Raw genomic sequence first — 20,763 nt, forward strand, 5'->3', positions numbered from 1 at the left:
GCGGATCAGGCCGCGCCGGCCTGGTCCGTCACCCGCACCTCGTGCACGAGCCGCTCGTAGGTCGCCGCGTCGAACTCGCCGGCCACCGGTGCCACCACCGTCGCTGCCGACAGCGCGACCGCCCGGGCCAGCCGCTGCGGCCACGGCAGGTGTTCCACATAGCCGGAGATCAGGCCCGCGACCGCCGAGTCGCCGGCGCCCGTCGGGTTGCCGGTGAGGCGGGCGGGGGCGGGCGCCTGCCAGGCGCCCTCCGGAGTCAGGGCCCGCAGACCGTCCGCGCCGAGCGAGGCGACGACGGCGTGCGCGCCGCGCCTGCGGGCGTCCCGCATGGCCTGGGCCGGCTCGTGCGAACCGGTGAGTTCCGCCAGCTCGTCCGCGTTCGGCTTCACGATGTCGGGGCGGGCCGCGATGCCGCGGCGCAGGGGCTCACCGCTGGTGTCCAGGAGCACGGGGACCGACGCGGCCCGCGCCGCCCGCACCAGCGTCGCGTAGGCGCCGACCGGGACGCCCGGCGGCAGGCTGCCGCACAGGGCCACGGCGGAGGCGGCGCCCAGGAGATGCTCGTACGCCTCCTGGAAGGCCGTCCACTCGGCGGGGGAGACCAGCGGGCCCGGCTCGTTGAGCTGGGTCGTGTCGCCGGTCGAGGCGTCGGCCACGGCGACCGTGCGGCGGGTCGCGCCGCTGACGGGGACCAGGGCGTCCGCGATGCCGTCGGCGCCGAGGAGCCGCTCCTGGAGCATGGCGCCCGTGGCGCCGCCCGCGAAGCCCGTCACCGTCACCTCGTGGCCGAGGGCGGCGAGCACCCGGGCCACGTTCAGCCCCTTGCCGCCGGGCCGTTCGGTGACCTCGGTGACGCGGTGCGAGGCGTGCGGACGCAGTGCGTCGACCTTGTAGGTGATGTCGAGCGCGGTGTTCAAGGTGACCGTGAGGATCACAGGACCTCGCCCCCCGATGGATACGCGTACGTGCGATAACGCTTTCAGTTACGGGGGCTGATCATGCCAAAGTCAAGGCGGCCGGCCCAGTCCCTCCCGGGGCTCCCGGGCCGGCCGCCCCGACACTCACCCCAGTTGGGGTTCGACGAGCCATTCGCCCTGGCGCATGACGCCCTTGAGTTCGAACTCGGCGTCCAGGACCACGAGGTCGGCGTCCTTGCCGGGCTCCAGGGAGCCCACCTTGTCGTCGATGCCCAGGAGCCGGGCCGGGTTGGCGGAGATCGCCCGGACGATGTCCTCGACCGGCAGCCGGTCGACGGTCGCGGCGCGCTTGAACGCCCGGTCCAGGGTCAGCGTCGAGCCCGCGATGGAGCCGCCCTCGACGAGCCGCGCCACGCTCTCCTTCACCTCGACCTCCATCGGGCCGAGCATGTAGCGCCCGTCGCCGAACCCGGCCGCGTCCATCGCGTCGGTGATGAACGCGACGCGGTCCCCGCCCTTGTGGTGGAAGGCCAGTTGCAGGGCGGCCGGGTGCAGGTGCGTACCGTCGTTGATCAGTTCGACGGTGATCCGCTCGTCCTCCAGGAGCGCCGCGATCGGTCCTGGCGCGCGGTGGCCGAGGGGCGGCATCGCGTTGAAGAGGTGGGTGGCGACGGTGGCGCCCGCGTCGATCGCCTCCACCGTCTGCTCGTACGTGGCGTCGGTGTGCCCGATCGCCGCGATCACGCCCTGTTCGGCGAGGAGGCGCACGGAGTCGATGCCGCCGGGCAGCTCCGTGGCGAGGGTGACCATCCGGGCCTTGCCGCGGGCCGCGTCGACCAGCTTGCGCACCTCGGCCGGGTCGGGGTCGCGCAGCAGCGTCTCGTCGTGGGCGCCCTTGCGGCACGGCGAGATGAACGGGCCCTCGAAGTGGATGCCCGCGATCTCGCCCTGCTCGGCCAGCTCGGACAGCAGGCCCGCGCGCTGCACGAGGAAGTCGGCCTCGCCGGTCACGAACGAGGGGACGAGCGTCGTCGTGCCGTGCAGGCGGTGCGTGTGGATGCCCTTGAGGATCTCCTCGACCGTGCCGGAGGTGAAGGACGCGCCGCCACCGCCGTGGTTGTGCATGTCGACGAAGCCGGGCACCACCCAGTGGCCGGAGACGTCGACGGTCTCGGCGTCACCGGGAGCACTCCCCGCGATCCTCGGCCCGTCGACGATGACGCGTCCGTCGGTGACGGTCCCGGTGGGCAGTACCACCCGGGCACCGGCGAGCACCTTTGCTGTGGCCATCAGGCGGTTACCTCCGTGTTGGGCGGGTTGGCGGGGGCTTCGGTGAGCAGGTCCCAGGCGAGCAGCCCCGCGCCCAGGCAGCCGGCGGTGTCGCCGAGGACGGCCGGGACGATGGTGGGGGCCGTCTGGAACGTCACGCGCTCGGCGACCGCCGCGCGCAGGGGTGTGAACAAGGTTTCCCCGGCCTCGGCGAGACCGCCACCGATGATCAGGGTGCGCGGGTCCAGCAGGGTGAGTGCCAGGACGAGTCCGTCGGCGAGCGCGTCCACGGCGTCCTGCCAGACCTTGGCGGCGGCCGGGTCCCCGGCGTCGACGGCGCGCGCGCAGTCCGCCGCGGTGGCCTTCTCGTCGCCGCTCGCGGCCTGCCAGGCCAGGGTGACGGCGGAGGCGGACGCGTACCGCTCCAGGCAGCCGCGCTGGCCGCAGCCGCAGGGCAGCCCGCCGGGGCGTACGACGACGTGGCCGATCTCGCCGGCCGAGCCGTGCGCGCCGGGCTCGATGCGTCCTTCGATGCCGATGGCGCCCGCGATGCCGGTGCCCAGCGGCAGGAAGAGGAACCGGTCGGCGTCCTTGCCCGCGCCGAGCCGGCCCTCGCCGAGCCCGCCCGTGCGTACGTCGTGGCCGAGCGCGACGGGGATGCCGCCGAGCCGCTCGCTCAGCAGGGCCCGCATCGGCACGTCCCGCCAGCCGAGGTTGGCGGCGAACAGGGCGATGCCGTTCGCCTCGTCGAGCACGCCCGGCACGGCGACCCCGGCCGCGACCGCGGGCTCGCCGTAGTGCTCCTCGCCGTACGCGCGCAGCTCGGCGGCGAAGCCGAGTATGGTCTCGACGACCGCCTCGGGCCCGCGTTCGCGCATGGTCGCCCGGCGCGCCTGATGCAGCAGCGTGCCGTCCGCCCCGACCAGGGCGGCCTTCATCCCGGTGCCGCCCACGTCCAGGGCGATGACATGTTCCACGGGGCACAGTGTCGCGCGAACACCCTTGAGAGGTCTAGTCCATTCGCATGGATCTTGTGCCGATACCGCCCTGTTGCCGGAGTGAGATCCGGGTGGTGTAGACCTTAGGGTTCGGGCCTGGGGGACCCCCATGGACCCACGACATCACACGTGACACACATACGAGGGTGGGAACAGCGGTGCAGCGGCACATCACCGGTCTGATCGCGGCGACGGCCGCACTGGGCATGGCGGGCGCGCTCACCGCCTGCGGCGGCGGCTCGGACGACGTCACGCTCAAGCTGGTCGCCGCCGACTACGGCGACTCCGCGGGCAACAGCACGCAGAAGTACTGGGACAAGCTGACCGCCGCGTACGAGAAGGACCACCCGAACGTCGACGTCGATGTCGACGTCTACTCGTGGAACGACGTCGACGCCAAGGTCAAGACCATGGTCGACGACGGCCACGCTCCGGACATGGCGCAGATCGGCGCGTACGCGGACTACGCGGCCGACGGCAAGCTGTACCCCGTCGGTGACCTGCTCAACGTCCCGACCCAGGCCGACTACCTGTCCCAGCTCGCCGACGCGGGCAAGCTCGACGGCACCCAGTACGGCATGCCGTTCGCCTCCTCCACCAGGCTGCTGTTCTACAACAAGAAGCTTTTCCGGGACGCCGGGATCACGCCGCCCACCACCTGGGCCGAGCTGGCCGCCGACGCCAAGGCGCTCAAGGCGGACGGGGTGCGGATCCCCTACGCGCTGCCGCTGGGCCGCGAGGAGGCCCAGGCCGAGACGATGATCTGGATGCTGAGCGGCGGCGACGGCTACACCGACGACGTCGGCTCGTACACCATCGACTCCAAGCAGAACGTCGCGACGTTCGAATGGCTCAAGAGCAACCTCGTCGACAAGGGGCTGACCGGCCCCACCGCGCCGGGTGAGCTCAACCGGGCCGGCGCCTTCGCCGCGTTCGCCAAGGGCGAGGTCGGCATGCTCAACGGCCACCCCACCCTGATGGGGGCGGCCGCGAAGCAGGGCGTCGACTACGGGACCGTGCCGCTGCCAGGACCGGACGGGAAGGCCAGGTCCACGATGGGCGTCGCCGACTGGATGATGGCGTTCAAGCAGAACGGCCACGGCAAGCAGGTCGGCGACTTCCTCAACTACGTCTACAGCGAGAAGAACGTCCTGGAGTTCTCCCGCGAGTACGACCTGCTGCCGGTCACCAACAGCGCCTCCGAGACCATGTCGGGCGCCGAGGAGGACAAGAAGCTCTGGCCGTTCCTCAAGAGCCTCACCAGCTCCGAGATCTACCCCGTCGGCAAGACGTCCTGGGCGTCGGTCAGCGCCGACATCAAGGACCAGATCGGCTCCGCCGTCGCCGCGAACAGCAGCCCGGGCGCCGTCCTCGGCCGGATCCAGAACCAGGCGGCGGCCGCCGAGGCCGCCGAGTAACGTGACCGGCATGGAACCCCGCCCCCCTCTCGGCGAGCGCGAGCGCGCGCTGCTCGCGTTCGAGGGGCGCGGGTGGCCGACACCGGGGGCCAAGGAGCGGGCCATCCGCGAGGAGCTCGACCTGGCCCCCGTGCGCTACTACCAGCTGCTGAACGCGCTCCTCGACGACCCCCGGGCGCTCGAAGCGGCGCCGGTGACGGTGAACCGGCTCCGCCGGGTGCGCGACGGAAAACGCCGCGAGCGCTGAGCGAGCGCTTCCCCGCGTCCCCGTGCTGCCCGGGGCGCGGATAAAGTCGGTCCCATGGTGAGCCACCAGGACGACCTTTGGACCCCGACCACCACCGCCGGGCGCGACGGCCTGGCAGCCATCCTCGCGCGCCCGGAGCGCAGCGTCGTCGCCGTCGACTTCGACGGGACGCTGGCGCCCATCGTCGCCGACCCCGAGCAGGCCCGCGCGCACCCCGGCGCGGTACCGGCGCTCGCCGCGCTGGCGCCCCATGTCGCCTCCGTCGCCGTCATCACCGGGCGGCCCGCCGTCGTCGCGGTCCGGCACGGCGGCTTCGAGGGCGTCCCCGGCCTGGAGCACCTCGTCGTCCTCGGGCACTACGGCGCCGAGCGCTGGGACGCCGCCACCGGCACCCTGCGCGCCCCCGAGCCGCACCCCGGAGTCGCCGCCGTCCGCTCCGAACTCCCGGGCGTGCTCCACGAGTTCGGCCTGTGGCACGACACGTACGTGGAGGAGAAGGGCCGGGCCGTCGCCGTCCACACCCGCCGCGCGAGCGACCCGCAGGGCGCCTTCGAGACGCTGCGCGCACCGCTCGCCGCGCTCGCCGCACGGCACGGCCTCGTCGTGGAGCCGGGCCGGATGGTCCTGGAGCTGCGCCCGCCCGGCGTCGACAAGGGCGTGGCGCTCACCGAGTACGTACGCGAGGCGGGCGCCGAGTCGGTCCTCTACGCGGGCGACGACCTCGGCGACGTGCCCGCGTTCGCGGCGATCGAGAAGCTGCGCTCGGACGGCATGCCCGGGGTGCTGGTCGCGGCCGACACGGTCATCCCCGAACTGGCCGACCGCGCGGACCTGGTCCTCGACGGCCCCGCCGGGGTGGTGGACCTGCTGACCCGTCTGGGCCGGGCCGTCGGGGCCTGAGGCCCTGTCCTCGAACCCCCGGGGCTCAGAGACAGGCTCTCACTCCCGCAGCGCCGCCAGCTGCTCCAGGAACCACTGCCCCGGGGGCAGCGCGGTCCCCGCCGCCGCCAGCCTCTTCGTACGCTCCGCCCGCTCGTCCTCCGCCATGTCCAGCGCGGCGGCCAGCGCCGCCGCCGTCCCGCTGATGTCGTACGGGTTGACGGCCAGCGCGTCCTCGCCCAGCTCCTCGAACGCCCCCGCCTCCCGGGACAGCACCAGCACGCAGCCGTCGTCGGAGACGACCGGTACTTCCTTCGCGACGAGGTTCATGCCGTCGCGGATCGGGTTGACCAGGGCCACGTCCGCGAGCCGGTACGCGGCGAGCGAGCGCGCGAAGTCGTCCTTGACGTGCAGCACGACCGGCGTCCAGCTCTCGGTGCCGAACCGGGAGTTGACGGATTCGGCGACGCGCGACACCTCGTCCGTGTAGTCGCGGTACACGGCGAGGTCCTGCCGCGAGGGGTAGGCGAACGCGACGTGCACGACCTTCCCGTGCAGCTCGGGGTGGTCCTCCAGGAGCAGCTCGTAGGCGCGCAGCCCGCGCACGATGTTCTTCGACAGCTCGGTTCTGTCCACCCGGACGATGACCTTGCGGTCCTCGCCGACCTGCTCCCGCAGCGCGGCGAGGCGTTCCTCGACGTCCGGCCGGTGGGCGCGCTCCCGCAGGAAGTCCGCGTCCGCACCGAGCCCGTGCACCCCGATCCGGGTCCCCGACGTACCCCCGAGAATCCGCGTACAGCAGTCGGTGAACGCGTCCGCCCAGCGGCGGGTCAGGAAGCCGAGCCGGTCCGCGCCGAGCATGCCCTTCAGGATCTGCTCGGCGATGTCGTCGGGCAGCATCCGGAAGTAGTCGACGGGCGCCCACGGCGTGTGCGAGAAGTGCCCGATGCGCAGATCGTCGCGGAGCTCGCGCAGCATGCCGGGGACCAGCGTCAGGTGGTAGTCCTGCACGACGACGGTGGCGCCGGGCGCGGCCTCCTCGGCGAGGGCCTCGGCGAAGGCCCGGTTGTACGCCTCGTAGGAGGCCCACTGGCGGCGGAACTCCGGACCGAACGACGGCTCCAGAGGCGTCTGGTAGAGCATGTGGTGCACGAACCACAGCACCGAGTTCGCGATGCCGTTGTACGCGTCCGTGTGCACGGCCGCGTCGATGTCCAGCATCCGCACGCCGGGCTCGCTGACGCCGCGCCGTACGGCCTCCCGGTCGTCGTCGGTGAGCGCCGCGCACACCCAGAGTTTGTCGTCGACGACGCTGAGGGCGGAGACCAGTCCGCCGCCGCCGCGTTTCGTCTCGACGGCGCCGTCGTCACCCTCCCCGACGACGTACGAGACGGGGCCGCGGTTGGACGCGACGAGAACCTCAGCAGCACCTTGCGTGGAAGCCATACGGGCACGCTAGCCCGGCTCGCCCCTGTTCAAACGTACGGCCGGATTCCGTCAGGAGTCCGGCCGTACGTGTCACCCGCGGTGAAGGTCAGTCCCGGCGGCTGCGGACCGCCGCGAGGGCCAGCGCGCCGAGCCCGCACAGGGAGAGGGCGAGCCCGCCGTACAGGAGCGCCGACGACCGGCCGGAGCCCGTCTCGGCGAGCGCGGGGCCGTGGTGCGGCCGCGCGTGCGGCTGTGCCGGGGCGGGCCGGGCCTGCTGGCGGCGGGGGACGATGACCGCGGTGCACGGGTCGTCGCCGCCCCCGCGGGTCCGCTGCGGGCAGCTGGTCCTCGGCACGTCACCGGAGACCGGGACGACGAGGGCCTTGCCGGGCGCGCAGGAGACCCGCAGCTTCCACGTGATGACGACTTTCCCGTGGGCCGGGACGTCGCCGGCCCAGTGGAAGGCCGAGCCCTTTCTGGTGATGGTGCCGCGCGTCGCGGCCGGGGTGCCGACGGCGCCCTTCGCGGGCCAGTGGATCCGCGCGTCCCTGCGGGGGTGGGCGCTCGTGTTGCGCAGGGTGATGGTGTCGCTGATCCGGGCGCACGGGCGCGGGGTCGTGGTGGAGGGCCGCTCGACGATGTCCAGCGGCGGGACGGGCCCGCGCTGCTTCTTGACGACGGGCGCCGTCCCGCAGTGCGGGTCGCTCGAATCGTCCGCGCAGTTGGTGCGCGGGGTGTCGGCGACGACGTGGTTGGTGAGTCTGCCGTCGCCGCGGAGCGGGTCGTGGAGCGTGACGCTGTAGGTGATCTTCGCGGTCCTGCCCGCGGGCACGTCACCGCGCCAGTTCAGCTTCGGCGCGTCGTAGGTGACGTGGCCCAGGGTGGCCCTGGCGTCGCCGTCGTAGGTGGCGTCGTCCAGTACGTCGCTCAGGTCGTCGCTGAGCTTCGCGCCCGGGTAGTCGACCTCGCCGATGTTCTTGGCGGTGATCGTGTACGTCACCTTGCCGCCCGGCGGGACCTTCTTCGGTGTGGCGCTCTTCCTGACCTCCAGGTCGGGGACCGGCACGGAGAAGGCGAGCGCCGAGGGCACGTAGGTGTCGCCCTTGGTACGGAACGTCAGCCGGGCCGACGTGGAGCCCGGCGGCAGCGCGGCCGACGGGATGACGGCCTGCTTGGCGTCGATGCTGAAGTTGTTGTGGTCGTCCGGGTCGAGGGCGCCGTCGGCGTGGCTGTCGAAGAAGTTGCCGGTGCCTCCGCCGTCCGGGTCGCCGATCTGCCGGCCGTTGACCAGGAACTGGTCGCCCGCCACGTTCGCGTCGCCCTCGTACGCCGTGACACCGGCGCGTACGTCACCGCCGCCGGCCCGGTAGAAGTCGTCGATGGAGATGGTGGTGTCCGGGTCCTTGGACTGCTGGACGACGTGGCCGCCGTACACGTAGACGTTGCGGCGGGTGGGCGCGTACTCGCTGTTCGGGCCGGAGTACTTGTAGACGAGGGTCAGCGACCAGCCGCCGACGCAGCCCTTGCCGGTGGGGGCCCACACGTCGCCGACGGCGACGGGCACCTCGACGCCGGTGGGGACGCCGGAGAAGAGCGAGGTGATGTCGGACTCGGCGGTGTAGTAGTGCGGGCCGCCGGCCCCGGCCGGGGTGCGTACCGCGTCGCGCACGGCGACCGGGGACTCGGCGCCGCCGGCCACCCGCACCACGGGCCGCTCGGTGAGCGGGTCGCCGGGCGGCGAGGTGGCGGGGCCCGCGGTGTCGCAGCGCTTGATCTGGTTGCGGCCGAGCTTGTACGTGCCGTCGTTGCCGCCCCAGAAGAGGCGGGCGTACGCGACCGTGGCGCCGGGCGGGATCGTCACCTTGCCGGTGGAGGAGTTCAGGACCGTCGAGCCGAACCCGGCCGTGTCCGCGTACTCCATGGCGAACTGGTTGTTGTTCTCCGCGGTCTGTCCGGACTGCGCGTTCGCGCAGCGCGTCGCGGCGTCCTGGGGCGTGGCGGGGCAGCGCAGCACGGTGTTGCCGAAGGTGAGGAAGTCGCCGTAGAGGGCTTCCTCGTAGCGCTTGGCGAAGGGTTCGACGACGACGGCGGAGGCGGGGGTGGCCGCGGCGACGAGGGTCGCGGCGGCTGTCGCTGTCGCGGCGAGCGCCGCCCAGCCCTTGAGGTGTCCGAGCCACATAGGGGGCAATCTAGGCAGAAATAATGATTACCTCCTGATTACGCCACGCGACGCTCCGCATACTCACTGATCTCGGTCATCGGCGGCCGCTCCGCCGTGTCCACCGTGTACGTCCTCGGCGCGAAACCGTCCTCGCCCCGCTCGAACTGGGTGAGCACCGGCCGCACCAGATGCCCGCGGGCCAGCCGCAGCTGCGCCGTGCGGTAGATCGCCGCGGCCATCCGGCCGAGCGCCTGCCCGTCCTGGTGCCGGTGCTTGCGCACCCCCACGTCGACCTGGGCCAGCGCGTCCAGACCCACGGTGTGCAGCGCGTCGACGAGCAGCCCGAGCTCGACGCCGTACCCGACGGGGAACGGCAGCTGTTCGAGGAGCGACCTGCGCGCCGCGTACTCGCCGCCCAGCGGCTGGACGAACCCGGCGAGCCGGGGCCAGTGCATGTTGAGGATCGGGCGGGCCATCAGCTCCGTGACCCGGCCGCCCTGACCGGCGGCGTCGCCCAGCGGCCGGTCGTACATGGCCTTCACGAAGCTCACGTCCGGGTCGGTGAGCAGCGGGCCGACGATCCCGGTGACGAAGTCCGCCGAGAACTCCCGCAGGTCCGCGTCGACGAAGCACACGATGTCGCCCGAGGTGACGAAGAGCGAACGCCACAGCACCTCGCCCTTGCCGGGCAGGGCCGGGATGCGTGGCAGGACCGTGTCCCGGTGCACCACACGGGCCCCGGCCGCCGCGGCCACCTCGGCGGTGCGGTCGGTGGAGCCGGAGTCCAGGACCACCAGTTCGTCGACGAGCGGCGCGGCCGCGGTCATCAGCTCGCGCCGGATCACCGAGACGATCTCGCCGACCGTCCTCTCCTCGTCGAGCGCGGGCAGGACGACGCTGACCCGCTGTCCCGACGCGCGTTTAGCGGCGGCCAGCTGGGGCCGCGGGCGGTCGGTCACGGACCAGGAACGCCTGCTCAGCCAGGTCTCGACCTCTTCGAGCACGGTCAGAGTCCTTCCCAATGTGATCCATCTCGCGGTTCGGACGACTATCTCAAGGGTCCGGGCCTTCGGTTACAGTCTTGAACAAGGCGGGTGACCATCGCATGTCGGGGTCGCCGCCCCACACAACCGAATACCGCTCATCCAGAGGGGCAGAGGGATACGGCCCGTTGAAGCCCCGGCAACCCTCCAGCCGGTCTCGTCGCGCAGATTGCAGTGCGCCCGCGAGGCTCCCGGCTCGGGAAGGTGCCAAATCCGTCTCGTGGCGAGATGCGCCGCGAGGAAGATGAGGAGAAAGGGCCTCGCCTCTCATGGCTGTACAGACTGTCGCCACCACCGACGCCACCCCGGGCACCTCCGCGAAGACCGTCGATCTGGGCCCCGCGTCCGGCCTCTCCTGCCGCGAGTGCGGCACCAGGTTCGAGCTCGGGCCGATCTTCGCCTGCGTCGAGTGTTTCGGGCCTCTGGAAGTCGCGTACGACCTGCCCGTCGGCGACCCCGAGGCGCTTCGCAAGCAGATCGAGGCGGGCCCGGCCAACATCTGGCGCTACGCCCCCCTCCTGCCCGTCCCGGCCGACGTCGCCGAGAAGCCGAACCTGAACCCCGGCTGGACCAAGCTCGTCAAGGCCGACAACCTCGCCCGTGAACTCGGTGTCGAGCAGGGCAAGTTGTTCGTCAAGGACGACTCCGGCAACCCCACGCACTCCTTCAAGGACCGCGTCGTCGCGCAGGCCATCGAGGCCGCGCGCGCCTTCGGCTTCACCACTCTCTCCTGCTCCTCGACGGGCAACCTGGCCGGCGCCGTGGGCGCCGCCGCCGCCCGCGCGGGCTTCCGCTCCTGCGTCTTCATCCCGCACGACCTGGAGCAGGGCAAGGTCGTGATGGCCGGTGTCTACGGCGGTGACCTCGTCGCCATCGAGGGCAACTACGACGACGTGAACCGCTTCTGCTCCGAGCTCATCGGCGACCCGCTGGGCGAGGGCTGGGGCTTCGTCAACGTCAACCTGCGCCCGTACTACGGCGAAGGCTCCAAGACCCTCGCCTACGAGATCTGCGAGCAGCTCGGCTGGCGCCTCCCGGACCAGCTGGTCATCCCGATCGCGTCCGGCTCGCAGTTCACGAAGATCGACAAGGGTCTCCAGGAGCTGATCAAGCTCGGGCTCGTCGAGGACAAGCCGTACAAGCTGTTCGGCGCCCAGGCGGAGGGCTGCTCGCCGGTCTCGGTCGCGTACAAGGCGGGCACGGACGTGGTGCGCCCGCAGAAGCCGGACACCATCGCCAAGTCGCTCGCCATCGGCAACCCGGCCGACGGCCCGTACGTCCTGGACATCGCGCGCCGCACCGGCGGCGCGGTGGAGGACGTGAACGACGAGCAGGTCGTCGACGCGATCAGGCTGCTCGCGCAGACGGAGGGCATCTTCGCGGAGACGGCGGGCGGTGTGACGCTGGGCGTCACCAAGAAGCTCATCGAGGCGGGCCTCATCGACCCGTCCCTGACGACGGTCGTCCTGAACACGGGCGACGGTCTGAAGACGCTGGACGCCGTCGCCGAGACCTCCCAGGCGACGGCGACGATCCGGCCGAGCCTGGAGGCGTTCCGCGCCGCAGGGCTCGACCACTGAGCCCGATCCGAACCCGTAGCCCCGCGAACCTGTAGCACCGGGAGTCACCCAGCCATGAGCGTCAACGTCCGCATCCCCACCATTCTCCGTACCTACACCGGCGGGCAGGCCGAGGTCGCCGCCGAGGGCGCCACGCTCGGCGATGTCATCGCCGACCTGGAGAAGAACCACACCGGGATCGCCGCCCGCGTCCTCGACGACCAGGGCAAGCTGCGCCGCTTCGTCAATGTCTACGTCAATGACGACGACGTCCGCTTCGAGCAGGGCCTGGAGACGGCGACGCCGGACGGCGCCGGCGTTTCGATCATTCCCGCCGTCGCCGGCGGCTGATCTTCCCTGCTCTACCCAGAGTCACTCTGATTGCCCCCTCCGCGAGAGAAGCGGAGGGGGCAATTCTGCATGGTTGAGCGCGGTACAGTTGGGAAAGCTGATTCGTTCCCGTCCGTGGTGCATGACGGGCGCATATGAGTTCTCGGTCGAGACGCGACAAGAAGCAGCCAAAGTACCCAGCCCTTTCGGGCTCTTTACGGCATTTACCCGGCCCGACTTGCCCCGGGTTCCGGTGAATCGGCCCGGTTACCCCGATCGCGCGTGCCCAGAATTCTCGTCCGATTGACCTGTTGCAGACGGCAGTTGGGCAGATACATTCAGCCGCGGTCGACGCGTTCCGGCGCACACCCCAACACATTCGGGGGGGTGAGGTCTGACCCGGATCCGCGAAGTGCGGGTCTGTGCAAGGGCCAGTAATAGGGGAGTTAGGCATGGCTCAGGGCACCGTCAAGTGGTTCAACGCGGAGAAGGGGTACGGCTTCATCGCGGTCGACGGTGGTGCGGATGTATTCGTCCACTACAGCGCGATTCAGATGGACGGCTACCGCACCCTCGAAGAGGGTCAGCGAGTGGAATTCGAGATCTCGCAGGGCCAGAAGGGGCCGCAGGCCGACATGGTCCGCCTGGCCGCCGCCGGCTGAAGCGCGTCGCGACTGACCGCAGGCTTCGTACGAGTCGAAGGGTCCGTGCCCCCATCCGGGGGCCCGGGCCCTTCGTGCTGCGCGCGCCCCTCGCGAATCTGTGGTAGCCGCTTGCACTCGCATGGGTCGAGTGCTAATCATTGGCTTAGCACTCTCCAGGTGAGAGTGACAGAACTTGGATCGGGTCGGTGAGGTCCGGGAGCCTGGTGGGGCAAGGAACCACAAGGCTCGGGGGCCGTCCGTCGCGGGCACCAGCACGGTCCGTTTGCTTGCTTTTCCACCCCGTCCGGGAGGACCACTTCACATGGCCAAGATCATCGCGTTCGACGAGGAGGCACGGCGCGGCCTCGAGCGCGGCATGAACCAGCTCGCCGACGCCGTCAAGGTGACCCTGGGCCCCAAGGGTCGCAACGTCGTCCTCGAGAAGAAGTGGGGCGCCCCCACGATCACCAACGATGGTGTCTCCATCGCCAAGGAGATCGAGCTCGAGGACCCGTACGAGAAGATCGGCGCCGAGCTGGTCAAGGAGGTCGCGAAGAAGACGGACGACGTCGCCGGTGACGGCACGACGACCGCGACCGTCCTGGCCCAGGCCCTGGTGCGCGAGGGTCTGCGCAACGTGGCCGCCGGTGCCAACCCGATGGCCCTCAAGCGTGGCATCGAGAAGGCCGTCGAGGCCGTCTCCGCCGCCCTCCTCGAGCAGGCCAAGGACGTGGAGACCAAGGAGCAGATCGCTTCGACGGCCTCCATCTCCGCCGCCGACACCCAGATCGGCGAGCTCATCGCCGAGGCCATGGACAAGGTCGGCAAGGAAGGCGTCATCACCGTCGAGGAGTCCCAGACCTTCGGTCTGGAGCTCGAGCTCACCGAGGGTATGCGCTTCGACAAGGGCTACATCTCGGCGTACTTCGCCACCGACATGGAGCGTATGGAGGCGTCGCTCGACGACCCGTACATCCTGATCGTCAACTCGAAGATCGGCAACGTGAAGGACCTCCTTCCGCTGCTCGAGAAGGTCATGCAGTCCGGCAAGCCGCTGCTGATCATCGCCGAGGACGTCGAGGGCGAGGCCCTGTCGACCCTGGTCGTCAACAAGATCCGTGGCACCTTCAAGTCCGTCGCCGTCAAGGCGCCCGGCTTCGGTGACCGCCGCAAGGCCATGCTCGGCGACATCGCCATCCTCACCGGTGGCACCGTCATCTCCGAGGAGGTCGGCCTCAAGCTGGAGAACGCCGGTCTCGACCTGCTCGGCCGCGCCCGCAAGGTCGTCATCACCAAGGACGAGACGACCATCGTCGACGGCTCCGGTGAGAGCGACCAGGTCCAGGGTCGTGTCAACCAGATCCGCGCCGAGATCGAGAACTCGGACAGCGACTACGACCGCGAGAAGCTGCAGGAGCGCCTGGCGAAGCTCGCCGGCGGTGTTGCGGTCATCAAGGCCGGTGCCGCGACCGAGGTCGAGCTCAAGGAGCGCAAGCACCGCATCGAGGACGCCGTTCGCAACGCGAAGGCGGCCGTCGAAGAGGGCATCGTCGCCGGTGGTGGCGTGGCCCTCCTCCAGGCCTCCGCGGTCTTCGAGAAGCTGGAGCTCGAGGGTGACGAGGCGACCGGCGCCAACGCCGTGAAGCTCGCCCTTGAGGCCCCGCTCAAGCAGATCTCCGTCAACGGTGGTCTCGAGGGTGGCGTCGTCGTCGAGAAGGTGCGCAACCTGCCCGTCGGTCACGGCCTGAACGCCGCGACCGGTGAGTACGTCGACATGATCGCCGAGGGCATCATCGACCCGGCGAAGGTGACGCGCTCCGCGCTGCAGAACGCCGCGTCGATCGCCGCGCTGTTCCTCACCACCGAGGCCGTCATCGCCGACAAGCCGGAGAAGGCCGCTGCCGGCGGCGCTCCGGGCGGCATGCCGGGCGGTGACATGGACTTCTGATCCCGGTCACCGACCTGGTTCAGCTTGTCTGTTCGTTCCCGAGGGCGGCACTTCCTCTTCACGAGGGGGTGCCGCCCTCGGGCGTTCTGTGGGGGCGCTCGTGGGGGCGGAGGGCAAGCCCTAGCGGACCGGTGACTCCTGGTAGCTGGCCCAGGCGTCACGGCCCGCCTGCGCCGCGCTCTGCGCCTGGTGGAAGGCGCGGGACGCCAGCTCCGTCGGCGGCACCTGCCAGCCGCCGGTCCAGGTGCGGCCCGCGCGGGCGAGTTCGTAGACCAGTACGCCGACGCCCGCCGCGGCGACGAGCATGCCCGCGCCGGTCAGCGCCGCGCCGGTGACCAGACGCCGCTGGTCGGGGCGGAACTCGGTCCAGGAGATCTTCGAGAAAGTGCTCTCAGCCATGGGCCCAGGATGCGGGAGGGCGCGGCGAGCCGCATGCGGAGCGCGTTTCGGTTCGGGCCCGGGGCCGCGCCGGGCACCGTCCGGGTCAGCCGCGCCGCAGGTCGGCGACGAACGCGGACCAGGTCTCCGCCCGGAGCACGAGCTTCGGTCCGGCGGGGTTCTTCGAGTCGCGGACCGGGATCAGTCCGGGGTGGTCGTGGGTGATCTCAAGGCACTCGCCGCCGCTGCCGCCGCTGTATGTGGATTTGCGCCAAGTGGCCGAGGCCAGGTCAAGCTCGGGGCCTGTGATCTTCATGCTCGTAATCCTCTGCCACTGACGAGATCAGGGCCAGGGACTGTTCCGGGGTGAGTGCGGTGGCCCTGAGCAGATCGTCCAGGAGGGGCGGCTGCCGTGAGCGGGGCCCATGGGCGTCACCTCTCGTAGTGGTATCGGCAGTCGGCGATGCGGATCTCGTCGTCGGCGATCTTGTACAGGAGGCGGTGCTCGTCGGTGATCCGGCGGGACCAGTACCCCTGAAAGCCGTGCCTCAGGGGGTCTGGTTTGCCGATGCCCTCGTTGCCGTTGCGGTCGATGTCCTTATACGTGCGGGTGCGGGTGCGGGCGGGGGCAAGGCCGTACATATGTGTGCGGGGCCGCTCCGTGAGGAGCGGCCCCGCGCGTTGCGGGAGGCGAGAAGGGGTCAGACCTTCGCCGGTTCCGCCGCCGGGACGGAGTCGCCGGGCTCGGCCTCCGCCCGGGCCGCCGGGGACTCGCCCGCGTCCACGTCCGCGTTCAGCTCCACCAGCATCTCCTTGCTGAAGCCGAAGAAGTACGTGGCGAGGAAGCCGACGGCGTAGCCGATCAGGAGGCCGCCGCCGTAGATCAGGCAGGTGGTGCCCAGGCCGTGGTTGCCCTTGAGCAGCGGGAACAGGGCCCAGCCGGACGGGCCGATCGCGGTCGAGCCGACCTTCGTGCCGAGCATCGAGAACAGCCCGACGAACGCGCCGCCCGCCGCACCGCCGACGCACGCCGTGACGAACGGGCGGCCGAGGGGGAGCGAGACACCGTAGATGAGCGGCTCGCCGACGCCCAGGAAGCCCGCCGGGAGCGCCGACTTGATCGTCGTACGGATCGACGTGTTGTGCTTGAGCCGCTTGAAGACCGCGATCGCGCAGCCGACCTGGCCCGCGCCCGCCATCGCCAGGATGGGCAGGAGCACCGTGTAACCCTGCTGCTCGATCAGGGTGGTGTGGATGGGGATGAGCGCCTGGTGCAGGCCGAGCATGACCAGGGGGAGGAAGAGGCCGCCCAGGACCAGGCCGGCGAACGCGCCCGTGTTGTCCAGGAGCCAGTTGGCCGCCGTACCGATGCCGGTGGAGATCTCACCGGCGACGTACATCAGGCCGAAGATCGTGACCAGCCCGGAGACGAGGACCGTGAGGGTGGGGGTGACCAGGACGTCGACCGCCTCCGGCACCCACTTGCGGCACCACTTCTCGACGTAGACCGCGAGGACCGCCGCGCCGAGCGCGCCGAGGACACCGCCCTGGCCCGGGCTGAGCTTCTGGCCGAACGCCGAGATGTTCGCGACGCCCGCGTACACGATGATCGCCGCGACCGCGCCGCCGAGGATCGGGGTGCCGCCGAACTCCTTCGCCGTGTTGTAGCCGACGAAGACGGCGATGAGCGCCATGAAGCCGGAGGCGATCGCCGCGAGGGCGGGCGTGACGCCGGGCAGCCACTCCAGGTTGATGAGGAGTCCGTTGATGCCCGCGATGATGCCGCAGCCGATCAGGGCCGGGATCAGCGGTACGAAGATGTTGGCGATCCGGCGCAGGAACAGCTTGACCGGCGTCGCGTTCTTCGCTTTCCGGGCCGCCTTCAACTCGGCGCCCCGGCCGGCCAGTTCGGCGGCGGTCGTGCCGGGTGCGGGGACGGTGGCGGGCGCGGTGCCGGGCGCGGGGGCCGGGGCCGGGGCGTCGGCTGCCGCCTCCGCCACCAGCGTCTCGAACTCCGGGGTGACCCGGGCGACCTTTCCGGGGCCGAGAACGATCTGGTAGGTCTCGTCCTCGACGACGCCCATGACGTCGGGGAGCGCCTTCAGCGCCTCGTCCTGGACGAGCGAACGGTCCGCCAGACCCAGCCGGAGCCGGGTCATGCAGTGGACGACGGAGGTGACGTTCGCCGCGCCGCCGACGAGCGGGAGGATCGCGGCGGCGATGGCGCGGTTCTTGTTCTCGGTCATGTGCGTGGTGCCTTGCTCTGTACGGGAGTACCGGGGGATGGGGTCAAGACGTGACGGCCGCGGCGAGCGCGGCGCGCAGATGGCCGTCGGACTCGGCCAGCAGGCGGGCCGCCGTGGGCCCGTCGACCTCGCCGAGGACGACGAGGATCGCGTTCTTCACCTCCCCGTCCGTCGCGGCGAGCGCGGCCTCGATGGCGGCGTCGTCGGCGCCCGTGGCCAGGGAGACGATCCGGCGGGAGCGGGCCCGCAGCTTCTCGTTGGAGGCGCGTACGTCGACCATGAGGTTCCCGTACGTCTTGCCGAGCCGGATCATGGTGATCGTCGACAGCATGTTCAGGACGAGCTTCTGCGCCGTGCCCGCCTTCAGCCGGGTGGAGCCGGTGAGCAGCTCCGGGCCGACGACGACCTCGATGCCGTGGTCCGCGGCGGCGGCGAGGGCGCTGTCCGCGTTGCAGGACAGGCCGATGGTGAGCGCGCCGTGGCGGGCCTTCGCGTGCTCGACGGCGCCGATCGCGTACGGGGTGCGGCCGGAGGCGGAGACGCCGACGACCACGTCGTCCGCCGTCAGCTTCAGCGCGTCCAGGTCCTCGGCCGCCAGCTCCTTGGAGTCCTCGGCGCCCTCGACCGCGGTGACCATCGCCGACGGGCCGCCCGCGATCAGGCCGATGACCTCGCCCGGGTCGGTGTTGAAGGTGGGCGGGCACTCCGACGCGTCCAGGACTCCGAGCCGGCCGGCCGTGCCGGCGCCCGCGTAGATCAGGCGGCCGCCGCGGGCCATGCGCTCGGCCGTGCCGTCGATCGCGGCGGCGATCCGTGGCAGCTGGGCCGCGACGGCGGTGGGGACGGTGGCGTCCTCGCCGTTCATGATCCGCGCGATCTCCAGCGTGGACTGCTGGTCGATCTCGGCGAGCTCGGGGCGGAAGGCCTCGGTGGTGAGGGTGGCCAGCTGGGCCTGCAGCTCGCGGTAGTCGCCTTCGGCGGAGGGGGTGGCGTCGGTGGTGGTCATGTTCGGGGGGCTCTTTCTGGTGCGGGTGGCTGTTCTACGGGGTGGCGTCCGCCGGGAGCGGGCTCATGTGTCGGCCCGGGGTGGGTGGGGTGGGGGCTTCTCGCGCAGTTCCCCGCGCCCCTGGGGGTTGTGTGTCGGGTGCGGCGCCGTCGTGGTTGCTCGCGCAGTTCCTCGCGCCCCTGAGGTGCGCACTTCGTGCGTGTCCCTGGGGTGTGTGTCGGGTGCGGCGCCGTCGTGGTTGCTCGCGCAGTTCCTCGCGCCCCTGAGGTGCGCACTTCGTGCGCGTCCCTGGGGGGTTGTGTGTCGGGTGCGGGCCCGGTGGGGGTTGGTCGCGCAGTTCCCCGCGCCCCTGAGGTGCGCACTTCGTGCGCTGTCTCAGAGGGGCGCAGGTCGTGCGTCCATGGGGCAGCGGCGAAGCCGCATGCCTCAGGGGCGCGGGGAACTGCGCGAGAAGCCCCACCGGGCCCGCGGACGGACGCGATTCCAGGGGCGCGGGGAACTGCGCGATCAGCCCCCACCGGGGGTGCGGACGAAGTGCTTCTGGGGGCGCGGGGAACTGCGCGAGAAGCCCCACCGGGGCCGCGGACGGACGCGATTCCTGGGGGCGCGGGGGGCCGATGAGACCCCGGGTTCATGATCTGGCTCCCCGCGGAGCGGAGCGGTGGCGGTGGGCCAGGGCCTCGTAGGAGGCCGAGAGGGCGGGCGCCGCCGTCTCGTAGGAGCGCTGGGCGACGCCCACGAACAGGCAGTCCACGACCAGGAGCTGACTCGTGCGGGACGACATCGCGGCGGGCCGCAGCTCGCTCTCGCGGGCGATGGAGGTGGTGAGTATGTGGTCGGCATACTGCGAGACGGGACCGTCGGGCCGCCCGGTGATCGCGATGGTCGTCGCGCCGTGCTCGAAGGCGAAGCGCAGCGGCTCGATGACGTCGCCGGTGGCGCCGGAGTGCGTGATGGAGACGGCCACGTCACCGGAGCGAAGGGTCACCGCGTTGGTGATCGCCAGGTGCGGGTCGGAGTGCGCGTGGGCGACCTGGCCGATGCGCAGCAGCTTCTGCGCGAGGTCCTGGGCGACGAGCCCGGAGGCGCCGACGCCGTACACGTCGACGCGGCGGGCGCCGGCCAGCGCGCTCACGGCGGCGCCGAGCTGCACGGTGTCCAGTCCGGCCGCGGTGTCGGCGAGGGTCTGCTGCTCGTCGTAGGCGAGCTTGGCCACCACGTCGGCGATCGGGTCGTCGACGGCGATGTCGGCGGTGACGGCGGGGGCCCGGCCCGACTGCTGCTGGGCGGCGAGCCCGGCGAGCGCGAGGCGCAGGTCCCGGTAGCCGGGGTAGCCGAGGATGCGGGCGGTGCGCACGACCGTCGCCTCGCTCGTGCTGGTGAGCTCGGCGAGGCCGGTGACCGTGAGGGCCGCGCAGCCGGCCGGGTCGGCGGCGACGGCTTCGGCGACCCGCTGCATCGAGCGGGTCATCGACGGCGCGAGGGTACGCACCTTGGCCGCGAGGGCCGCGGGGGCCGGCGGCGCGTCGTTCGAGAAACTTTCCTTCACGTCATAGCTCACGCCTGAAAGATATTTTCAAAACGCTGGAGGGTCAAGGGCGCACAATTGCTGCATGGACACCATCAGCCCCCTGGAACAGGCCCTGCACGCGGCCCGCGCGCTCGTCCTCGCCGACCTGAAGGCGGTGGACGCCGCCGACCCGGACGTCGTCTCGCTCGTCGAGGAGTCGATCACCGAACGCTGCTGGTGGGTCGAGCAGTGGCCGGAGGGTGTCGAGTACGTCGCCGGGCTCGTCGCCCAGGACGTCAAGGACGGGCTTCTGGAGCGCTACGGCCGCTGGCCGCTCTGCCCGGTGTGCGGCCCCGGCTCGGACACGGAGGGCCCGCACGCCTTGGACGTCGAACCCGAGCTGGGCGCCGACCCGCACTGGGTCTGCTCGGAGGCGGGCGTGGTGGTGGCCCCGGTGGGCTCGCTCGGCACGGTCGCGGGGTGACGGGCGGGTGACCGTCTACATCGACCCGCCGACCTGGCCAGGACACGGCCGCATGTGGTCACACCTGGTCAGCGACGTCTCGTTCGACGAACTCCACGCGTTCGCCGAGCGGTTGGGCGCCCCGCGCCGCGCCTTCGAGCGCGACCACTACGACATCCCCTCGCACCGCTACGAGGACGCGGTGCGCGCCGGGGCCGTCGCGGTCGGTTCGAAGGAACTCGTCCGCAGGATCACGGCCGCGGGGCTGAGGCGACCGAAGGGGCGGCCCGCCTAGCTTGTCCGCCAATTCAGCTCAAGG

The 20,763-nt window shown here is 71.4% G+C and carries 21 protein-coding genes and 1 riboswitch; of the genes, 9 read left to right on the forward strand and 12 right to left on the reverse strand.

What is annotated here, in order from left to right:
- Positions 1 to 5 precede the first annotated feature (5 nt).
- The 3 genes from ACZ45E_RS32165 to ACZ45E_RS32175 all read right to left on the reverse strand — a co-directional run bounded on the left by ACZ45E_RS32165 (position 6) and on the right by ACZ45E_RS32175 (position 3,163).
- Positions 6 to 935: a 1-phosphofructokinase family hexose kinase gene (locus ACZ45E_RS32165; RefSeq protein WP_468227569.1), complete on the reverse strand. Its 930-nt coding sequence runs from the start codon at positions 933 to 935 to the stop codon at positions 6 to 8.
- Between the two features lie 126 nt (positions 936 to 1,061).
- The gene (gene nagA / locus ACZ45E_RS32170) at positions 1,062 to 2,207 is read right to left on the reverse strand and encodes an N-acetylglucosamine-6-phosphate deacetylase (RefSeq protein WP_468227571.1); all 1,146 of its coding nucleotides are present in this window, start codon (positions 2,205 to 2,207) and stop codon (positions 1,062 to 1,064) included.
- A complete protein-coding gene (locus ACZ45E_RS32175; protein WP_468227574.1) occupies positions 2,207 to 3,163 on the reverse strand; it encodes an ROK family protein in 957 nt (318 codons plus the stop codon). The genes nagA and ACZ45E_RS32175 overlap by 1 nt, the downstream gene beginning before the upstream one ends.
- A gap of 179 nt (positions 3,164 to 3,342) precedes the next feature.
- On the opposite strand from ACZ45E_RS32175, the gene ACZ45E_RS32180 reads away from it, so the two are divergent.
- The 3 genes from ACZ45E_RS32180 to otsB are packed head-to-tail and all read left to right on the forward strand — an operon-like array spanning position 3,343 to position 5,749.
- On the forward strand, positions 3,343 to 4,602 hold the full coding sequence (locus ACZ45E_RS32180; protein WP_468227660.1) for an ABC transporter substrate-binding protein: 1,260 nt from the start codon (positions 3,343 to 3,345) through the stop codon (positions 4,600 to 4,602).
- A 10-nt stretch (positions 4,603 to 4,612) separates the two neighbouring features.
- A complete protein-coding gene (locus ACZ45E_RS32185) occupies positions 4,613 to 4,849 on the forward strand; it encodes a DUF3263 domain-containing protein (RefSeq protein WP_468227577.1) in 237 nt (78 codons plus the stop codon).
- A 54-nt stretch (positions 4,850 to 4,903) separates the two neighbouring features.
- Positions 4,904 to 5,749 carry a trehalose-phosphatase gene (gene otsB, locus ACZ45E_RS32190; protein ID WP_468227580.1) on the forward strand — a complete coding sequence of 282 codons (846 nt, stop codon included), beginning with the start codon at positions 4,904 to 4,906 and terminating at the stop codon, positions 5,747 to 5,749.
- A 39-nt stretch (positions 5,750 to 5,788) separates the two neighbouring features.
- Here otsB and ACZ45E_RS32195 read toward each other — a convergent pair whose 3' ends face one another.
- The 3 genes from ACZ45E_RS32195 to ACZ45E_RS32205 all read right to left on the reverse strand — a co-directional run bounded on the left by ACZ45E_RS32195 (position 5,789) and on the right by ACZ45E_RS32205 (position 10,321).
- Positions 5,789 to 7,174 carry an alpha,alpha-trehalose-phosphate synthase (UDP-forming) gene (locus ACZ45E_RS32195; protein ID WP_468227583.1) on the reverse strand — a complete coding sequence of 462 codons (1,386 nt, stop codon included), beginning with the start codon at positions 7,172 to 7,174 and terminating at the stop codon, positions 5,789 to 5,791.
- An 88-nt stretch (positions 7,175 to 7,262) separates the two neighbouring features.
- Positions 7,263 to 9,335, reverse strand: a complete 2,073-nt coding sequence (locus tag ACZ45E_RS32200; RefSeq protein WP_468227586.1) for a DUF7927 domain-containing protein — start codon at positions 9,333 to 9,335, stop codon at positions 7,263 to 7,265.
- 38 nt (positions 9,336 to 9,373) lie between these two features.
- Positions 9,374 to 10,321, reverse strand: a complete 948-nt coding sequence (locus ACZ45E_RS32205) for a glucosyl-3-phosphoglycerate synthase (protein WP_468227588.1) — start codon at positions 10,319 to 10,321, stop codon at positions 9,374 to 9,376.
- A gap of 134 nt (positions 10,322 to 10,455) precedes the next feature.
- A riboswitch (SAM riboswitch) is annotated at positions 10,456 to 10,611 on the forward strand.
- A gap of 18 nt (positions 10,612 to 10,629) precedes the next feature.
- Here ACZ45E_RS32205 and thrC point away from each other — a divergent pair.
- The 4 genes from thrC (at position 10,630) to groL (ending at position 14,841) form a co-directional block, all read left to right on the forward strand.
- Positions 10,630 to 11,940 carry a threonine synthase gene (thrC, locus tag ACZ45E_RS32210; protein ID WP_468227591.1) on the forward strand — a complete coding sequence of 437 codons (1,311 nt, stop codon included), beginning with the start codon at positions 10,630 to 10,632 and terminating at the stop codon, positions 11,938 to 11,940.
- Between the two features lie 54 nt (positions 11,941 to 11,994).
- Positions 11,995 to 12,270, forward strand: coding sequence for a ubiquitin-like small modifier protein 1 (locus ACZ45E_RS32215; RefSeq protein WP_307538002.1), 276 nt, complete (start codon positions 11,995 to 11,997; stop codon positions 12,268 to 12,270).
- Positions 12,271 to 12,701: 431 nt separating this feature from the next.
- On the forward strand, positions 12,702 to 12,911 hold the full coding sequence (locus ACZ45E_RS32220; protein WP_109445992.1) for a cold-shock protein: 210 nt from the start codon (positions 12,702 to 12,704) through the stop codon (positions 12,909 to 12,911).
- A 304-nt stretch (positions 12,912 to 13,215) separates the two neighbouring features.
- On the forward strand, positions 13,216 to 14,841 hold the full coding sequence (gene groL / locus ACZ45E_RS32225) for a chaperonin GroEL (RefSeq protein ID WP_468227594.1): 1,626 nt from the start codon (positions 13,216 to 13,218) through the stop codon (positions 14,839 to 14,841).
- A gap of 120 nt (positions 14,842 to 14,961) precedes the next feature.
- Here the strand turns inward: groL and ACZ45E_RS32230 are convergent, their stop codons facing one another.
- From ACZ45E_RS32230 to ACZ45E_RS32255, 6 genes are all read right to left on the reverse strand, one after another.
- Positions 14,962 to 15,240: a hypothetical protein gene (locus tag ACZ45E_RS32230; protein ID WP_468227597.1), complete on the reverse strand. Its 279-nt coding sequence runs from the start codon at positions 15,238 to 15,240 to the stop codon at positions 14,962 to 14,964.
- An 85-nt stretch (positions 15,241 to 15,325) separates the two neighbouring features.
- On the reverse strand, positions 15,326 to 15,535 hold the full coding sequence (locus tag ACZ45E_RS32235; RefSeq protein ID WP_468227599.1) for a DUF397 domain-containing protein: 210 nt from the start codon (positions 15,533 to 15,535) through the stop codon (positions 15,326 to 15,328).
- A 116-nt stretch (positions 15,536 to 15,651) separates the two neighbouring features.
- The gene (locus tag ACZ45E_RS32240) at positions 15,652 to 15,861 is read right to left on the reverse strand and encodes a Txe/YoeB family addiction module toxin (protein ID WP_468227602.1); all 210 of its coding nucleotides are present in this window, start codon (positions 15,859 to 15,861) and stop codon (positions 15,652 to 15,654) included.
- 59 nt (positions 15,862 to 15,920) lie between these two features.
- Positions 15,921 to 17,465, reverse strand: coding sequence for a PTS transporter subunit EIIC (locus ACZ45E_RS32245; protein ID WP_468227603.1), 1,545 nt, complete (start codon positions 17,463 to 17,465; stop codon positions 15,921 to 15,923).
- 43 nt (positions 17,466 to 17,508) lie between these two features.
- The gene (murQ, locus tag ACZ45E_RS32250; protein ID WP_468227606.1) at positions 17,509 to 18,471 is read right to left on the reverse strand and encodes an N-acetylmuramic acid 6-phosphate etherase; all 963 of its coding nucleotides are present in this window, start codon (positions 18,469 to 18,471) and stop codon (positions 17,509 to 17,511) included.
- Between the two features lie 631 nt (positions 18,472 to 19,102).
- Complete coding sequence (locus tag ACZ45E_RS32255; protein ID WP_468227609.1) at positions 19,103 to 20,032, reverse strand: MurR/RpiR family transcriptional regulator; 930 nt, start codon at positions 20,030 to 20,032, stop codon at positions 19,103 to 19,105.
- A gap of 52 nt (positions 20,033 to 20,084) precedes the next feature.
- Here ACZ45E_RS32255 and ACZ45E_RS32260 point away from each other — a divergent pair, with 52 nt between their 5' ends.
- Positions 20,085 to 20,465: a hypothetical protein gene (locus ACZ45E_RS32260; protein ID WP_468227611.1), complete on the forward strand. Its 381-nt coding sequence runs from the start codon at positions 20,085 to 20,087 to the stop codon at positions 20,463 to 20,465.
- 7 nt (positions 20,466 to 20,472) lie between these two features.
- Complete coding sequence (locus tag ACZ45E_RS32265) at positions 20,473 to 20,739, forward strand: DUF4031 domain-containing protein (RefSeq protein ID WP_468227614.1); 267 nt, start codon at positions 20,473 to 20,475, stop codon at positions 20,737 to 20,739.
- Positions 20,740 to 20,763: the final 24 nt, after the last annotated feature.

This window comes from Streptomyces sp. NPDC030991 (assembly GCF_055571235.1).

Coding starts and splice junctions, on each gene's coding strand:
- nagA (WP_468227571.1), bottom strand. CDS start 2,207: ATGGCCACAGCAAAGGTGCTCGCCGGTGCCCGGGTGGTACTGCCCACC.
- ACZ45E_RS32185 (WP_468227577.1), top strand. CDS start 4,613: ATGGAACCCCGCCCCCCTCTCGGCGAGCGCGAGCGCGCGCTGCTCGCG.
- otsB (WP_468227580.1), top strand. CDS start 4,904: ATGGTGAGCCACCAGGACGACCTTTGGACCCCGACCACCACCGCCGGG.
- ACZ45E_RS32195 (WP_468227583.1), bottom strand. CDS start 7,174: ATGGCTTCCACGCAAGGTGCTGCTGAGGTTCTCGTCGCGTCCAACCGC.
- ACZ45E_RS32200 (WP_468227586.1), bottom strand. CDS start 9,335: ATGTGGCTCGGACACCTCAAGGGCTGGGCGGCGCTCGCCGCGACAGCG.
- thrC (WP_468227591.1), top strand. CDS start 10,630: ATGGCTGTACAGACTGTCGCCACCACCGACGCCACCCCGGGCACCTCC.
- ACZ45E_RS32215 (WP_307538002.1), top strand. CDS start 11,995: ATGAGCGTCAACGTCCGCATCCCCACCATTCTCCGTACCTACACCGGC.
- ACZ45E_RS32220 (WP_109445992.1), top strand. CDS start 12,702: ATGGCTCAGGGCACCGTCAAGTGGTTCAACGCGGAGAAGGGGTACGGC.
- groL (WP_468227594.1), top strand. CDS start 13,216: ATGGCCAAGATCATCGCGTTCGACGAGGAGGCACGGCGCGGCCTCGAG.
- ACZ45E_RS32230 (WP_468227597.1), bottom strand. CDS start 15,240: ATGGCTGAGAGCACTTTCTCGAAGATCTCCTGGACCGAGTTCCGCCCC.
- ACZ45E_RS32235 (WP_468227599.1), bottom strand. CDS start 15,535: ATGAAGATCACAGGCCCCGAGCTTGACCTGGCCTCGGCCACTTGGCGC.
- ACZ45E_RS32240 (WP_468227602.1), bottom strand. CDS start 15,861: ATGTACGGCCTTGCCCCCGCCCGCACCCGCACCCGCACGTATAAGGAC.
- ACZ45E_RS32245 (WP_468227603.1), bottom strand. CDS start 17,465: ATGACCGAGAACAAGAACCGCGCCATCGCCGCCGCGATCCTCCCGCTC.
- murQ (WP_468227606.1), bottom strand. CDS start 18,471: ATGACCACCACCGACGCCACCCCCTCCGCCGAAGGCGACTACCGCGAG.
- ACZ45E_RS32260 (WP_468227611.1), top strand. CDS start 20,085: ATGGACACCATCAGCCCCCTGGAACAGGCCCTGCACGCGGCCCGCGCG.